The organism is Plantibacter sp. CFBP 8775, from assembly GCF_014839505.1.
GTDB lineage: Bacteria > Actinomycetota > Actinomycetes > Actinomycetales > Microbacteriaceae > Plantibacter > Plantibacter auratus.
On record NZ_JACYNV010000002.1, the window covers coordinates 835,216 to 851,219 of the forward strand.

15 protein-coding genes are annotated in these 16,004 nt (G+C 67.5%); 7 read left to right on the forward strand and 8 right to left on the reverse strand.

The features are described 5' to 3' along the window. Positions 1-7 precede the first annotated feature (7 nt). Together IFR14_RS16390 and IFR14_RS16395 are read right to left on the reverse strand one after the other, a co-directional pair. Positions 8-601: a DUF1643 domain-containing protein gene (locus IFR14_RS16390; protein WP_191941627.1), complete on the reverse strand. Its 594-nt coding sequence runs from the start codon at positions 599-601 to the stop codon at positions 8-10. A 91-nt stretch (positions 602-692) separates the two neighbouring features. Next, the gene (locus tag IFR14_RS16395) at positions 693-1,199 is read right to left on the reverse strand and encodes a hypothetical protein (RefSeq protein WP_191941628.1); all 507 of its coding nucleotides are present in this window, start codon (positions 1,197-1,199) and stop codon (positions 693-695) included. A 215-nt stretch (positions 1,200-1,414) separates the two neighbouring features. Between IFR14_RS16395 and IFR14_RS16400 the strand changes: the two genes are divergently transcribed. Then, positions 1,415-2,248 (forward strand): hypothetical protein, encoded by an 834-nt coding sequence (locus tag IFR14_RS16400; RefSeq protein WP_191941629.1) that lies wholly within the window; start codon positions 1,415-1,417, stop codon positions 2,246-2,248. A gap of 214 nt (positions 2,249-2,462) precedes the next feature. On the opposite strand, the gene IFR14_RS16405 is transcribed toward IFR14_RS16400, so the two are convergent. Both IFR14_RS16405 and IFR14_RS16410 read right to left on the reverse strand, forming a co-directional pair. Then, complete coding sequence (locus tag IFR14_RS16405; RefSeq protein WP_191941630.1) at positions 2,463-3,212, reverse strand: ATPase, T2SS/T4P/T4SS family; 750 nt, start codon at positions 3,210-3,212, stop codon at positions 2,463-2,465. A 112-nt stretch (positions 3,213-3,324) separates the two neighbouring features. Next, positions 3,325-4,404, reverse strand: coding sequence for a LacI family DNA-binding transcriptional regulator (locus IFR14_RS16410; RefSeq protein WP_342365724.1), 1,080 nt, complete (start codon positions 4,402-4,404; stop codon positions 3,325-3,327). Between the two features lie 151 nt (positions 4,405-4,555). Between IFR14_RS16410 and uriH the strand changes: the two genes are divergently transcribed. The 3 genes from uriH to IFR14_RS16425 are packed head-to-tail and all read left to right on the forward strand — an operon-like array spanning position 4,556 to position 7,870. After that, the gene (gene uriH / locus IFR14_RS16415) at positions 4,556-5,503 is read left to right on the forward strand and encodes a uridine-preferring nucleoside hydrolase UriH (protein ID WP_079003118.1); all 948 of its coding nucleotides are present in this window, start codon (positions 4,556-4,558) and stop codon (positions 5,501-5,503) included. Continuing rightward, complete coding sequence (uriT, locus tag IFR14_RS16420) at positions 5,500-6,936, forward strand: uridine transporter UriT (RefSeq protein ID WP_446728098.1); 1,437 nt, start codon at positions 5,500-5,502, stop codon at positions 6,934-6,936. Before uriH ends, uriT begins: the two co-directional genes overlap by 4 nt. 10 nt (positions 6,937-6,946) lie before the next feature. Next, the gene (locus tag IFR14_RS16425) at positions 6,947-7,870 is read left to right on the forward strand and encodes a ribokinase (RefSeq protein ID WP_191941631.1); all 924 of its coding nucleotides are present in this window, start codon (positions 6,947-6,949) and stop codon (positions 7,868-7,870) included. 43 nt (positions 7,871-7,913) lie between these two features. Here IFR14_RS16425 and IFR14_RS16430 read toward each other — a convergent pair whose 3' ends face one another. After that, positions 7,914-8,711 (reverse strand): hypothetical protein, encoded by a 798-nt coding sequence (locus IFR14_RS16430; protein WP_191941632.1) that lies wholly within the window; start codon positions 8,709-8,711, stop codon positions 7,914-7,916. Continuing rightward, a complete protein-coding gene (locus tag IFR14_RS16435; protein WP_191941633.1) occupies positions 8,708-9,352 on the reverse strand; it encodes a SatD family protein in 645 nt (214 codons plus the stop codon). Before IFR14_RS16435 ends, IFR14_RS16430 begins: the two co-directional genes overlap by 4 nt. A 411-nt stretch (positions 9,353-9,763) precedes the next feature. On the opposite strand from IFR14_RS16435, the gene acs reads away from it, so the two are divergent. Beyond that, a complete protein-coding gene (gene acs / locus IFR14_RS16440; protein WP_191941634.1) occupies positions 9,764-11,755 on the forward strand; it encodes an acetate--CoA ligase in 1,992 nt (663 codons plus the stop codon). 170 nt (positions 11,756-11,925) lie between these two features. Then, positions 11,926-12,756: an endonuclease domain-containing protein gene (locus IFR14_RS16445; protein ID WP_191941635.1), complete on the forward strand. Its 831-nt coding sequence runs from the start codon at positions 11,926-11,928 to the stop codon at positions 12,754-12,756. An 83-nt stretch (positions 12,757-12,839) separates the two neighbouring features. Here the strand turns inward: IFR14_RS16445 and IFR14_RS16450 are convergent, their stop codons facing one another. Then, positions 12,840-13,310, reverse strand: a complete 471-nt coding sequence (locus IFR14_RS16450; RefSeq protein ID WP_175117467.1) for a RidA family protein — start codon at positions 13,308-13,310, stop codon at positions 12,840-12,842. A 23-nt stretch (positions 13,311-13,333) separates the two neighbouring features. Continuing rightward, positions 13,334-13,489 (reverse strand): hypothetical protein, encoded by a 156-nt coding sequence (locus IFR14_RS16455; protein ID WP_162852301.1) that lies wholly within the window; start codon positions 13,487-13,489, stop codon positions 13,334-13,336. A gap of 108 nt (positions 13,490-13,597) precedes the next feature. On the opposite strand from IFR14_RS16455, the gene IFR14_RS16460 reads away from it, so the two are divergent. After that, the gene (locus IFR14_RS16460) at positions 13,598-15,949 is read left to right on the forward strand and encodes a transglycosylase domain-containing protein (RefSeq protein WP_191941636.1); all 2,352 of its coding nucleotides are present in this window, start codon (positions 13,598-13,600) and stop codon (positions 15,947-15,949) included. The last annotated feature ends 55 nt before the right edge of the window (positions 15,950-16,004 follow it).

Here is a 16,004-nt window from a genome sequence, read left to right on the forward strand (position 1 = left end):
CGACGCTTCACTGCGACTTCGGAAGACGTCGCACATAGCTGCCAACGTCGAAGGGTTGCAGATCCAGGTACGGTCCGCGCGACGGATGTCTCGGGTGATGGCTCTTCAAGAGTTCCCCGATCGACTGCCACTCGCACGATGATCGATCCGCAATCTCTACGATCCTCTCCAACAGTCTGGGTAGATATGGTCTCGTCGTGACCAGCTCACCCCAAGCTGCCACAAGCGTGAGCTGACGACTGCCGATGAAGGTGGCGATGCATTGTTCATTTGCGCTTTGTAGGTGAGGCAGGTGTGTGAGATGCATTCCCTCGGGACTGGTCGACCGCTGAGGGTAGATGTTCAGCATCGTCCAGCTGTCGTGCCCGTTCAGTTCTGCATAACGTGAAACTCTGGTGACCGTATGGTCCAGCTTGTCCGGCGTCGCCGTGCTGGGGTTCACACCCACGCAAACCAGAGGATTCATCCCCGACGTACCCAGCAAGAACCGCGCGGAGTTGTCAGCCGTGCGCTCGTAGAGCATCGTCGCCGTCACCGGTTCACCGGCGCCAGGGGTCGCGCTGATGCGCTTGTTTCTTCGAACATGTTCCAATCGTCGCATGAACCCAAACGTCTCGAGCTGCCCCGGGAACGCACGGTGCGCGCGATCACGCTTGGACACTGCCCGAAAGAGAACGATCCAGCTTAGATGGCTAGGGATGTGGCAACGGCCGAGTTGGCAGGAGAGTAAATCCCTGGCCAAGATTGTTGGGCAGCTCTCCGAGCACGCTGCGGCGCACGATTATTGTCCAGGTTCCGAACCTGCTCTCCTTGACGTTCCACGTGAAAGCAAGATCAAACTCGGAATCGAGCAGCTTCTGCTCGAAGTACCTCATCTCCTTCTGTCCGGAGTTTTCGACGTAGACCTTAGGCATCACAGCAAGTCCTCGCCGGAGGCCCACTTCATAGATGCCAGACATGCCCTTGCCGAAGGCCGAGTGAGCATTGGCTCGACTCCGAGCGGCCTCAAGATCTCCTAGGTGAGTCACACCTGGGAGACTTTGCGGCGCATCGTCCTCAGCGAGGTCTGCCGCAGCGTGCCACCATGTGGTCAAATCAGGGTCAGGTGGTGCGGACAGATTGGAAGATGGCACCTCCACGAACGCACCTTGGAGCTTGTTCCACTCGACGTATTTGAACCTCGCGTTCGCTGATCGCATAGGCTCATCATCTCAGAGAAGCTCGGCGTATTTTTCCTGCATGGCTAAGAATTCGTTCCCACCGTCCAGTCCGCACAACTGTGAAGAACATGGCATCTTCACACTTCTCCAAGCGACACGTTGGAGGGCGCATGGGCACTCGATCATCCTGCGTCGGCAAGAAATATGTCACACGACCGCGCGGAAGTGCGTCTGCATGCGTCAAGCTAGGGAGTGTGGATGTAACCCCTGAGCAAGCAGACTATCTGCGCAATCCAGCTGGTCAGTTGTTTCTCTTCCTGGAGCACACACTCGATTCGGCCATGCATAACCAACCCATCCGACAAGTGTGGGCCAGCTACTTCGCCGTTGAACCAGAGGACCAACGTCTTCTGCTACAGCTTGGGCGCGCACTCACCCTGCCCGATGAGGTAGAGCGGGATGTTCGGGCACTGAGGAACACTGCGGCCCCGAAGGAGATGTTGCTCGGCCCCCTGCCGCAAGCAAGAGCCGCGCTTAGCTTCGTCGGACGTCTCGACGTGCCCCTGCATCAGGTGCAATCGCAGTTCGATCGAGGGACGACGAGGTCGTTGTCCTTCGTCAGTCACTTCCTCAACCCCACCGAGCCGCACTTCCCTCCCAATGGGAGCGTAGAGACCATCCGCGCTCTCGCCGAGAAACTTCGAGAAGAAGTCATGAGCGTTGAGGGCATGGACCCATCCGTCGCACGGCTTCTGCTCGAATATGTTCATCGGATGCTTCACGCCTTGGACGACGTTGCCTTGTTTGGCGCTGCGACCGTCGTAGGTGAGACTGATCGTCTCACGGGTCAATTCGTTCGCAGCCCTCAGGTAGTCGTCGAGATTTCCAAGAGCAAGCGAGTGTGGGCGGCGGTTCAGAAGGTGATGGTCGCTTCTGCGGTAGTGAGCGCTGGTGTCTCGGGGCCTTTGCAACTGCTCCCGGACGCGCAGGCGGCTCTCAAGCCTCTGCTGCAACTTGTTTCCGGATCAGAACAGCCGGACACTGACCCCGAAGCTGTCGATGAAGCCGACGCTGATATTGCCGAGTGAGCGAATCGTCAAGAAGCTCGTAGGGTCGCGCCACAAAGCGGCCGCGCTACAACAGCACTTCGCCTTCGCCGGCTGAATAGGTGTTGGGCTCCGTCTCGGTGAGCGGGGCGAAGCGATCCGAGGACATTCCGACCGTCCGAGCCGTCACGTTCCAAGTCTTCGGTGGTGATTCCTGGACCGCCACGAGCTTTGAACTGCCACGTCCCTGAACGGCTCAGAGCACTTCCCGTGTCTCGTGCTCGGCCCCTCCTTTCGCTCTCTGTGCCTTTCGTGCCTCAGCCGTTGGGTGGCGCGGTCTCGCTCGTTTACGAGCAGATCGCTCTTGACAGATATAGATAACGCTGAGCTCCGCGACGTCCTCGATCACGACGAGCCGCTCGGCGGGCGAGGCGAGGCCGAGCAGGGCGCCGAGCAGCGTCGTCTTCCCGGAGCCGCCCGCGCCGGTGATGAGGATGTTCGTCCGGGCGGCGACCGCGTCGCGCAGCAGCTCGGCGACCGCCGCCGGGAACATCCCGGCGGCCTGCAACGCCTCGAACCCCAGCGCTTCGTCCCGCGGCACCCGGATGGACAGGAGCGTCCCCCGCGTCGACACCGGCGGTAACACCACGTGGACCCGCACCCCGTCCTGCAGACGCACGTCGACGCACGGCGTCGCCTCGTCGACATGCCGCCCGCCTCTCGCCACTAGGCGGACCGCGAGCGCACGGATGGTCGCCTCGTCTGAGCGCCACCCCGCCTCGCGGACGAGCCCGGCACCGTGGTCGAGCCAGAGGCCGGACGAGCCGTTGACGAAGAGGTCGGTGACCCCCGGATCGGCGAGGTAGGGAGCAAGAGCCCCGAAGTCGGCGAGCGCCGTGACCCCGCGCGACTCGCCCGCACGCGCGGGTTCGGCGTCGACCGCCGCTTCCGGTGGATCATGCGGAGCGGCGTCGGGCGGGACGGAGACGACGAAGCGATCGGACATGCGGCGAGCGTAGGCGCGCCCATACGAGCACCGCAGCGTGGAGGCGCGGACCACGCAACGTCACGCGAACGGTCCCGGTTGTGGAGCGGCGTCAGGCGGACGTCGACCCGTCTCAGCGGTCGATCGTCGAAGCGCGGATGACGAGGTCCGCACCGATCACCGGGGCGGGTGCCACCGTCCGGCCCTCGATCCGGGCGAGGAGTTGCTCGGCGCCTGCGCGACCGAGCGCCTCGCCGGGCAACCGCACACTCGTCAACGGCGGGTCGCTCACCACCGACGACGCCAGGTCGTCGAACCCGACCACCGCGAGCTCCCCCGGCACCGGCATGCCCATCGCCCGAGCAGACTGCAGCACCCCGTACGCATGCGTGTCGGTCGCGCACACCAGCGCGGTCACCCCAACGTCCCGCCACCGCGGCCAGCTGTCGACGAACGCCGCGGCCGCCGCTTCGAGGTCGATGATGCTCTCCGCGCGATCGTCCGCGTGCACCCGCATCCCGCGTACGGCGGCCTCGCGCTCGAGCAGCAGTCGACGCAGGAGGAACGTGTCCGTCGCCGTCCGCCCACCGAGATACCCGAGCTGCCGGTGACCCAGGACGTGGAGGTGGTCGAGGAGTGCTCGGACACCGCCGAGGAGGTCGAAGTCGACGGAGACGGCGCGTCGGTCGGCGGCGACACCGCCGGACGCGGCCTCCGCCGTCGTCGTCGGGAGGCGGGGTGCGTCGAGCAGCACGAGCGCGGTGTCGAGCCGGAGCTCCTCGAGGAAGGCCTCGCTCGGCGCGTCGACCACGACCCCGGCCGGTCGGAGGGCCGCCAGTCGGCCGAGCGCGGCCGCCGTGGGCACGTCGCCCTCCCCGGTCACCGAGACGAGCAGCTGGTACGCGTCGCCGAGGCCGGTTCTGAGCCCGCGGATCACCGCACCGAAGTAGGGGTTCGACGCGTCCGGCGTCACGAAGACGACCAGGTTGCTCGACCCGCTCGCGAGTGCCCGTGCGGCGTGGTCGGCCACGTAGCCGAGCTCGGCGATCGCCTGGCGCACCCGTTCGGCGTTCTGCGCCGACACGTGACCGGCATCCTTGCCGTTGGCGACGAGCGACACGGTCGCGACCGACGTGCCGGCCCGTTCCGCCACCATCGCCGCCGTCACGCGACGGGCGGCGCGTGGCTGGGGATCGTTCGGTTCGAGGGGCACCCGTCGATCGTATCGGGACCGCTGAACCCTGGGCCGAACGACCCGGTTTGGTGAACCTAAAGCGCTTGACGTATGCTGCTCCCGGCGAACCTGAAGCGCTTTACGTGCCGTGTCGCCCGCTTCCCCCAGCACCCCAACGATGTGGAGAACCATGCCCCGCAAGATCATCCTCGACTGCGACCCAGGCCACGACGACGCGATCGCCATCCTCCTGGCACACGGCAACCCCGAGATCGAGCTGCTCGCCGTCACGACCGTCGTCGGCAACCAGACGCTCCCGAAGGTCACCCGGAACGCCCTCGCCGTCGCCCGCATCGCCGGGATCACCGACGTGCCGTTCGCCGCCGGTGCCGACCGCCCGCTCGTACGCCCGCTCGAGAACGCGCCGGACATCCACGGTGAATCGGGCATGGACGGCCCCGTCCTCCCCGAACCGGCGATCGCCCTCGACGACCGGCACGCCATCGACCTCATCATCGACCTCGTCATGTCGCACGAGCCGGGCGAGATCACCCTCGTCCCGACCGGCGGCCTGACGAACATCGCCCTCGCAGCCCGCAAGGAGCCGCGCATCGTGGAGCGTGTCAAGGAGGTCGTCCTCATGGGCGGCGGCTACCACGTCGGCAACTGGTCGGCGGTGGCCGAGTTCAACATCAAGATCGACCCCGAGGCCGCGCACATCGTCTTCAACGAGAGCTGGCCCGTCGTCATGGTCGGCCTCGACCTCACGCACCAGGCCCTCGCCACCCCGGAGGTCGTCGAGCGGATCGCCGCGATCGGCACCGGCCCGGCACGCTTCGTCGAGGAGCTGCTCGAGTTCTTCGGCACCACCTACAAGGACGCGCAGGGCTTCGACAGCCCGCCCGTGCACGACCCGTGCGCGGTCGCCTACGTGATCGACCCGACGATCGTGCGGACCGTCAAGGTGCCGATCGACATCGAACTCACGGGCACGCTCACCCTCGGCATGACGGTCGCCGACTTCCGCAGCCCGGCGCCGGACGACTGCAGCACCTGGGCCGCGACCGAGCTCGACCACGCACGCTTCTGGGGCCTCGTCACCGACGCCCTCGAGAACATCGGGGAGATCGAGCTGTGAGCGACCTCCTGAACTCCACGAAGCCCGCCGTCCGCATCGGCGCCCTCATGACGGCGTTGCTCGCCGCGTGCGTCGCGTTCCAGCTGAACGCCAGCATGCTGAGCCCCGCACTCGTCAGCATGGCGCGCGAACTGCAGACCGACGACGCCACCATCGGCCTGTCGCAGACCATGTTCTTCACCACGGCGGCGCTGTTCTCCGTCTTCCTCCCCCGTCTCAGCGACATCATCGGCCGGAAGCGTGTCCTGACCGGCATGCTCATCATCATGCTCGTCGGCACCGTCGTCGCGGCCCTCGCCGTGAACGTCGAGATGCTGTTCGTCGGCCGCATCATCCAGGGCGTGTCCGGGCCGGTCGTGCCCATCACCCTGCTCATGCTGCGCGCCGAGGTCACCGACCCGAAGCGGTACGGCGCCATGATGGGCCTCATCACCGCGGTCAACGGCGGCATCGCCGGGATCGATGCCCTCGCCGGCGGATGGCTCGTCACGAACCACGGCTTCCGGTCCGTCTTCTGGACCATGGCCGTCGTCGCAGCCGTCGCGATCGTGTTCGTCGTCCTGTGGGCCGCGAACTCGCAGCCCTCGAAGGGCACGAGGATGGACTGGTGGGGCGTGCTTCCGCTCGTCGTCTCGATCGCCGCCTTGCTCACCGCGTTCAACGAGGCCGGGAAGCTCGCCGCGGCGAACTGGCTGCTCGTCGGCGGGTTCATCGTCGTCGCCCTCGTCGCGTTCGCGATCTTCTGGACCGTCGAGAACCGGGTCGCCGAACCGCTGGTCGCCACGAAGTACCTCCGCCAGCGGAGCACGTGGGCACTCCTGCTCACGACGCTGCTCACGATGACCGGTGTCTTCGCCGTCGCCAACGGCCTCGTCACCTCGATCGCCCAGAACGCCGACGCGGGCTTCAGCATGGAGGCCGACCTCGCCTCCCTCGCGTTCCTGACGCCGTACGCCCTCGTCGGCTGGCTCGTCGGCCCGTTCGCCGGTCGTCTCGCGCCCACGCTCGGCTACCTGAACGTGCTCCGCATCGGTCTCATCGGCAGCATCGTCTCGATCGTCATCATGGCGCTCGTCGGTGTGCACTCGCTCCCCGTGCTCATCGCGACGACCGTCCTCATCGGTGCGACCTACGCGGGCATCGGCAACATCATGCTCAACGGGCTCGGCATCGTCCTGTCACCGAAGGAGAACCCGGGCTTCCTGCCCGGGCTGAACGCGGGCGCCTTCAACCTGGGCGCCGGGCTCAGCTTCGTCGTCCTCCCCGCCGTCCAGATCGCCGTCGCGCCCGCCGGAGGGACGTCGACGGCCGGGTACACGAGTGCCATGCTGGTCGGCGCGGGCATCACCGCGGTCGCCCTGCTGGTGTCGTTCCTCATCCCGAAGCCCGCGAGCGCCGAGGTCCGTCCGGCCGAGACCGCCTCGGCAGCCTAGGAAGGTCACCATGCAGAGTCCACGCATCGTCGTCGTCGGGTCCTTGAACGCCGACCTCGTCGTCCGCACGGCACGCTTCCCACAGCCCGGGGAGACGCTCACGGGATCCGAACTCGCCGTCATCCCCGGCGGCAAGGGCGCCAACCAGGCCGTTGCCGCGGGCAGACTCGGCGGCGACGTCACCATGGTCGGGGCGGTCGGCGACGACGCGCACGGATCCCTCCTGCTCGAGTCGCTCTCGAGCTCCGGAGTGGACGTCTCCCGGATCGCCCGACGTGACGACGTCGCGACGGGCACCGCGGTCATCACCGTCGACGATGCCGGGGAGAACACGATCATCGTGTCGCCCGGGGCGAACGGCACCCTCACGCCGGATCGGATCGGCGAGGCGTGGACGGCGCTCGACGGCGCCGGCGTCGTCTGCCTGTGCCTCGAGGTCCCGATCGACACCGTGCTCGAGACGGCCCGGAGGGGTGCTGCGGCCGGCGCGCTCGTGCTCCTCAACCTCTCCCCCTACGGGCCGGTGCCGGAGGAGCTCCTCCAGGCGACCGGTGTCCTCCTCGTGAACGAGCACGAGGCGGCCGACCTCGCAGGGGTCGACCCGGAGGAGGCCGGGTGGGAGGCGACCGCTACGGCGCTGCGCAGCCACGGCATCCGCCGAGCCGTCGTCACGACCGGGGCCGCGGGCAGTGTCGTGATCGACGGCGAGGCCGCCCCGACGTCGGTGCCGTCGCCGACGGTGGACGCCGTCGACACCACCGGCTGCGGCGACGCGTTCATGGGCGCCCTCGCGCTGCGACTCGCTGCCGGCGACGAGCTCGTCGACGCGGCTCGATTCGCCTCGACCGTCGGCAGCTACGCGGCGACCGGGGCCGGCGCCCAGGCGTCGTACCCCGATCAGGAGCAGCTCGCGGCGTTCCTCGAGCAGCGATGAGACACGGGGTCCCGCGTGAACCGACGCGGGACCCCGTGGCGCCTCACCCGGCCGCGATCACCCAGAGGTAGAGCACCGCGGCAGCGGCGATCGCCCAGCTCGTGAAGCTGCCGACGAGGAACTCCTCCGCCTTGCCGCCGACACCGCGATCCTCGGAGATCTCCGGGAAGCGCACGATGCCCTTGGCCGCGACGAGGGCGGCGATCACCATGCCGGTGCCGCTCAGCGCGAGGACGACGATGAAGACCCGTTCGAGCGGGCCGATGAGTCGGCCGCCGAGCAGCTGCGTCGTCGGACGCAGCGGCGTGCCGCCTTGCTCGACGCTCCCCAACTCTCGACCGCGGATCCTGACCGTCCAGGCGGAGGCGGGTGCCGCGGCCGGTTGCGACTCATCGTCCTCACGCGCGCGGCGCAGCGACGCCCGCACGATGAGGTTGCTGCTCCGGGTGAGGAAGACGAGGGTCGACCCGGCTGCGACGGCGAGGGCCAGGGGCACCTCTTGCAGCACGCCGAGGTCGAAGCCCGCGTAGACCTGCGCTGCGACGCTGTCGGCCGTCCCGCCCGCCCCGAACACGAGCGTGGACCCGACGACGAGGAGACCGAGCAGCAGCACGGGCCAGAGTCCGCGCGGTCGCGAGGTGTCCGAGGACGGCATGGTCACGATCCACCCGAGGGCGACGAGGCCGGTCAGTGTCGGCCACCACCAGTCGAGCCCGAGGCCCAGCACGGCGAGCAGCCAGACCACCACCAGCCCGATGGCCGGGGACCAGCGCGGGCCACGGATCAGACCACGACAGATGTCGGCGACCCCGATCATGAGCAGCAGGACGGCCGTGATCATCGAGTCGGCGCTCCGGCGAGCAGGTCGAGGGCCGAGACGAGCGCGGCACCGCCCGATCGTTGCAGGTTCTGCGACACCGCGGACTGCGAGATGCCGACGTCGGCCGCCATCGACTCCTGCGATCGGCCGAGGAGTGCACCCGCGGCGAGCTGTCGCTGTCTGGGGTTCCGCATCTGATCGATCGTGTGGTCGCGCAGGGTGAGGAGTGCGTTCACGATGGCGTCTCCGTCCTGGGGTGCTTCGCCCTCGAACCACGATCGCAGGTACGGCTGACGTTTGTCCTCCCGCCGATGCGCCTCGTCGATGGCGGCTCGGGCTCGCCACCAGGCGGAACCGTCCTGGATGATGGCGTCCTGGCCGGCATCGATGTCCGTGACCTCGCCCCAGCCGAGGCCGAACCGGCAGTCGACCTCGGCGGGGAACAGGAGCCGCGCGAGCGTGGTGGCCCGCAGCGCGGTCGCGACGTCCGCGTACACGACCTGGAACTCGTCGCCGACCGTGGGACGCAGCGGCTGCTCGGCGGGCCAGATGGCCTCCACCTGGAGGAAGACGTCCTGGATCGCGCGTTGAGCTCGGGTGCGATCGTCGAGACGGCGCGAACCCACGATGTCGACGACGACGGCCAGGAGGAGATCGGTCATCTCAGAAGCATAGAGCTGATAGTGGTAGAACTATAAGCAATATTCGAATACTCACCAGCGGCTTCCTGCAGCCGACGCCGGAGACAGAAGAAGGCGGCACCCATTGGGGGGAATGGGTGCCGCCTCTACAGTGCCGGATTGGGGGGAATCGCTGGCACTGCATGCACGAATGTGTATTCGGCCGGGTCCAAGTGTACGCCAGTGAACGGGGAACACAAGCACTCAGACGACCCCAGATCGAGTGGTTTCCCTACCATGCCCAGATCATTCACAGACTGGGCCGCTGAATTTGTTCGGATGAGTGACAAATCCGCAACCGAGAACGCGCTACGCTCGTGCATGGCACGGACTCGACCCGCCTCGGCAGGTCGAGTCAGGAACGCGGATTCGCAAGGGAGCGAGACACACACGATGAGCACTCAGATCGACAGCCTGCTGCACGAAGACCGACGATTCCCACCGTCGGAGGAGTTCGCCGCGCAGGCGATCGCCAGCGCCGAGCTCTACGAGCGGGCATCGAGTGACCGGCTCGCCTTCTGGGCCGAGCAGTCCCGCGAGCTGCTCACGTGGAGCAAGCCGTTCACGAAGACCCTCGACTGGTCGAACCCTCCCTTCGCGACCTGGTTCGACGACGGCGAGCTGAACGTCGCCTACAACTGCCTCGACCGGCACGTCGAAGCCGGCAACGGCGACCGCGTCGCCCTCCACTGGGAGGGCGAGCCCGGCGACACCCGCACGATCACCTACGCCGAGCTCACGGCAGAGGTCAAGCGCGCGGCCAACCTGTTCACCAGCCTCGGCGTCGAAGCCGGCGACCGGGTCGCCATCTACCTGCCGATGATCCCGGAGGCGATCGTCTCGATGCTCGCCGTCGCGCGCATCGGCGCCGTCCACTCGGTCGTCTTCGGCGGGTTCAGCGCCGACAGCCTGCGCTCCCGCATCGACGACGCGGAGGCCAAGCTCGTCATCACCGCCGACGGCGGCTACCGCAAGGGCAAGGTCTCCGCGCTCAAGCCCGCCGTCGACGCGGCCCTCGCGAGCCGCGGCGAACTGCCCGAGCAGGCGACCGTGGACCATGTGCTCGTCGTCCGCCGCGGCGAGAACGAGGTCGACTGGACGGCCGGGCGCGACCTCTGGTGGCACGAGGCCATCGCCGACGCCGAACCCGAGCACGAGGCGCAGCCCTTCCCCGCCGAACAGCCGCTCTTCATCCTCTACACCTCCGGCACCACCGGGAAGCCGAAGGGCATCCTGCACACCTCGGGTGGCTACCTGACGCAGACGGCGTTCACCCACAAGAACGTCTTCGACCTCCACCCCGAGACCGATGTGTACTGGTGCACGGCCGACATCGGCTGGATCACCGGTCACAGCTACGTCACCTACGGACCCCTCGCGAACGGCGCGACGCAGGTGCTCTACGAGGGCACACCGGACGCCCCGCACCCGGGACGCTGGTGGGAGATCATCGAGAAGTATGGCGTGAGCATCTTCTACACCGCTCCGACGGCGATCCGCTCCTTCATGAAGCTCGGTCGGAAGATCCCGAAGCAGTTCGACCTGTCGTCACTCCGCCTGCTCGGCTCGGTGGGTGAGCCCATCAACCCCGAGGCGTGGATGTGGTACCGCAAGATCATCGGTAACAAGGTCGCGCCGATCGTCGACACCTGGTGGCAGACGGAGACCGGGGCGATCATGGTGTCGGCCCTCCCCGGTGTCACGTCGACCAAGCCCGGCAGCGCGCAGGTCCCGATCCCGGGCATCGCCATCGACGTCGTCGACGACGCGGGTGACGCGGTCGGTGCCGGCGGCGGCGGACTCCTCGTCGTGACCGAGCCCTGGCCGTCGATGCTCCGCGGCATCTGGGGCGACCCCGAGCGGTTCAAGGAGACCTACTGGGAGAAGTTCTGGGACGTCGAGGGCGGTCCGTTCTACTTCGCCGGCGACGGCGCCCGGCTCGACTCGGACCGCGACGTCTGGCTGCTCGGCCGCGTCGACGACGTCATGAACGTCTCCGGGCACCGACTCTCCACCGCTGAGATCGAGTCGGCGCTCGTCGCCAACGAGATGGTGGCCGAGTCCGCCGTGGTCGGTGCCGCCGACGAGACCACCGGGCAGGCGGTCGTCGCGTTCGTCATCATCAAGGAGTCCCACCTCGAGCAGGCGTCCGGACTCGCGGACATCACCGGCGCGCTCCGCAGCTGGGTCGGCGAACAGATCGGTCCGATCGCCCGCCCACGCGAGGTCTACCTCGTGAACGAACTGCCGAAGACGCGCTCGGGCAAGATCATGCGCCGTCTCCTCCGCGACGTGGCCGAGGGTCGCGAGGTGGGCGACACCACGACGCTCGCCGACACCACGGTCATGCAGATCATCACCGACAAGATGGTGAAGAGCACGTAAGTCCTCGCAGCGTCGCAGCAGGAGATCCGCCCCGCAGCAGGAGAACGTAGTCACGTTGGTCCTGCTGCGGGGCGGATCTCCTGTGCTCCACAGGGCAGACTCGCGGGCGCCTCATCCCCAGCACTCCTGAGTGGGGCATGTGGCCGCCCCCGGCCCGCGAAGCTGAGGTGATGGACCTCACCCCGTGGATCGACCGGCGCGACGGGATCGTGCATCGTCTCGACGCGCTCGATGCCGGAGCGACCAAGCACGGTATCGAACAAGCAAAGCAATCAGGCTCGGTCCGAGTCGTGAGACGTAACTGGCTCGTGACCGAGGCGTGTGATCCTCAACTCCTCTTCGCGGCGACGCGCGGAGGACGATTGACGTGTCTGACGATCGCCGGTCGTCGCGGCTGGTGGAACCTGGCTGACGGGTTCGTCCACCTCTCCGTCCCTTCGACGTCTGCAGCGACGACTGAAGCAGGGCTGCGGCTCCATTGGAGCGCGACACCGGCGCCGGTGTCCACCCGCACACTGGTGCAGCCACCGGTGAATGCGCTCGTCCACATCGCCGAGTGCCAACCGTTCGAACGCGCGCTCGCGGTCTTCGAATCGGCTGTCCGCGTCGGCGACGCCGACCTCGACCGACTCAGACTCATACCGATCCGTTCCCGACGGTTCAGAAGAGTGATCGACCGCGTCAGCCACCTCTCCGACTCGGGCATCGAGTCGATACCGCGCATCCGTCTCGCGCGGATCGGCATCCACATGAGCCAGCAGGTCGTGGTCGACGGTCACCGGGTCGACGGACTCATCGGCGAACGCCTCATCCTGCAGTTCGATGGACACGCTCCTCATCAGGATGCGTCACAACGGAGCCGCGATCTCGCGCAGGATCGCCGTCTCGCGCTGTCCGGCCACACCGTCCTGCGGTTCAGTTACCGGCAGGTCATGCACGAGTGGACACTCGTCGAGCGCGAGATCTCAGACGCGATCGCGCAAGGCAGGCATGAGTGGTGAACGCAGGAGATCCGCTCCGCAGCAGGATGAACGTGGTTACGTTCTCCTGCTGCAGAGCGGATCTCCTGTTGTGACGCCGCGCGCTACGCGAACTCGACGATGAGCTCCACCTCGACGGGCGAGTCGAGCGGCAGGACGGCGACGCCGACGGCGGAGCGGGCGTGCACGCCGAGGTCGCCGAAGATCTCGCCGAGGACCTCTGACGCACCGTTGATGACGCCGGGCTGGCCGGTGAACGCCGGGTCGGAGGCGACGAAGCCGACGACCTTCACGATGCGGGTGACACGGTCGAGCGAACCGATCTGGCTCTCCACCGCGGCGAGCGCGTTGAGCGCACACGTCCGGGCGTAGGACTTGGCGTCGGCGGGCGAGACGAGTCCGTCGCCCTCACCGACCTTGCCGGTGGCGGGGAGCTTGCCGTCGGTCATGGGCAGCTGGCCCGAGGTGAAGACGTGCTCGCCGGAGACCACCGCTGGGATGTAGGCGGCGACGGGCGGGACGACGGTGGGCAGGGTGATACCGAGCTCGGCGAGTCGGTCGGCGATCTGGGACATGGGGGTTCCTCCGGGACGTCGGGTCAGTCGGCGATGGGGCGCTTGAGGTAGGCGACGAGCCCACCCTCCGGACCGGTGACGACCTGGACGAGCTCCCAACCCTCCCCGCCCCAGTTGTTCAGGATGGCAGCCGTGTTGTGGATCATCAACGGCGTGGTGAGGTACTCCCAGCGGGTCATGTCTCTCCTCGATCGGGCGCTCCGCACGGAGAGGCGGAGGCGCAGGGGATGTTCATGGCGAGCCCCAAGTGAAGCTCGCTCACAGTTTCCCCGCTTACCTTCGATCCTATGCCTGAACCACGTACCCCCGCGAAGACGGTCGCGCAGAGCGTCCTCGGCTTCGTCGGCTTGAGCGTCGCCGCCGGTGTGCTCGCCACCGCCGCGGTCACCCCTGCCATCGCGATGACCGGTCTCGCCACCTCCACGGGCATCTCCGTCTTCGACGGCCTCCCCGACTACCTCCAGCTCGACTCGCTCGCCCAGAAGTCGAGCATCTACGCCAAGGATTCCGCCGGCAACCCGGTGCTCCTCGCCTCCTTCTACGACCAGAACCGGATCGAGGACAGCTGGGACCAGATCTCCCAGTTCGCGAAGGACGCCGCGGTCTCGGCTGAGGACCCCCGCTTCTTCGAGCACGGTGGCATCGACCTCGCGGGCACCGTCCGCGCGGTCGTCAACAACGCCGCCGGTGGATCGACGCAGGGTGGCTCCTCGATCACCCAGCAGTACGTGAAGAACGTCCTGGTGCAGAAGGCCGAGGCGATCCCAGACAAGAAGGAGAGCGACGCGGCCTACGAGGAGGCGACCGCGACGACCCCGGAGCGCAAGCTCAAGGAGATGCGACTCGCGATCGGTCTCGAGAAGACGTACGGCAAGGAGGACATCCTCCGCGGGTACCTCAACATCTCCGGTTTCGGCGGACGCGTCTACGGGATCGAGGCGGCGTCCAACTACTACTTCAACACCACGGCCGCGAACCTCACGCTGGAGCAGGCGGCGACGCTGCTCGCGATCGTCAACAACCCCGAGAACCTCAGGATCGACAAGCCCGACAGCGCTGACAACGGCGCGGCGAACGGCTACGCCCTGACGAAGACGCGACGGGACTACGTCCTCGACCAGATGCTCAAGGAGCAGAAGATCTCGCAGGAGCAGCATGATGCGGCGGTGGCGATCCCGATCACCCCGACGATCGTGCCTCCCGTCACCGGCTGTTCCGCGGCCGGGTCGTCCGCCTACTTCTGCGACTACGTGACCCAGGTGCTGCAGAACAACGAGATCTTCGGCGCCACCCAGGACGAACGGTGGACGAACTTCAAGCGCGGCGGGTACAGCGTCTTCACGACCCTCGACCTCGACCTGCAGAACGCATCGCAGGCGGCCATCGACGAGTACGTCCCGAAGACGACCACGGAACTCGACCTCGGCGCCGTCTCGGTGAGCGTGCAGCCCGGGAGCGGGCGGATCCTCGCCATGGCCCAGAACAAGGACTACTCGCAGGATCCCGATGTCCTCGCGACGGGCTCCAACTACAGCGCGATCAACTACAACACCGATCAGGCCTACGGTGGATCGGCGGGCTTCCAGCCCGGGTCGACGTACAAGATCTTCACACTGACGGACTGGCTGAAGTCGGGCAAGGGCGTCAACGAGTCGATCAACGCGAACCGCAGATCCGACTGGGGCACCTTCACCAACAGTTGCGTCCCGGGTGGGACGGAGCAGGCGGAGGCCGGGTGGAGTCCGCGGAACGACGAGGGCGAGTCGGGGTCCTACACCGTGAGACGCGCCACGCAGCAGTCGATCAACACCGCGTTCATCGCGATGGCGCAGGAGCTCGACCTCTGCGACATCAGCAAGACCGCTGAGTCGATGGGCGTGCACCGTGCCGACGGCGCGCCACTGAACAACTCCCCCGCGACCGTGCTCGGCACGAACGAGGTCGCTCCGCTGAGCATGGCGACCGCCTTCGCGACGCTCGCCGCCGGCGGCAAGACGTGCGACCCGATCGCGATCGACTCGATCACGAAGCCAGACGGGTCGACTGCCGAGGTCCCCTCCGCGAACTGCCGCCAGTCGGTCGATGCGAAGGTGGCGGCCGCGGCCGACGACGTCCTCCAGGGCGTCGTGTCGAGTGGTACCGCGTCCGCCTCGGGCGCCCGCACCGACGGCGTCGGTGAGTTGATCGGCAAGACCGGCACCACCGACAACGCCGAGGCGACCTGGATGAGCGGTGCGAGCACGACCGTCGCGACGGTCGTCGGCACCTTCAACGTCAGCGGACACGTCAACCTCCGCGACACCTACATCGACGGCACCCAGGTCGCGTCCATGCGGCACTACATCTGGCCGGAGGTCATGTCGGCCGCGCTCGCCAAGTACCCGGGTGGCGACTTCCCCGCGGCCGATCGCGCCACGCTGCAGGGCGACGGTTCCGGCAGCAGCGGCGAGGACTCGACCCCCGCTCCGACGCCGACGAGCGACCCGACGCAGGCACCGAGCGAGGCGCCGACACCAGCGCCGGGCGACGGCGGGGACACCGACGGGACTGGCGAGAACGGCGGCCCAGCAGCCCCGGGGAACGGTAATGGGAATGGCGGCGGTGGCGGGAACGGCAACGGGAACGGCTCACCCGGGTGATCGAATGCGGCTGCCGGTCTGACGCCGACCGGCAGCCACCCCGCGCCGCCCGGCG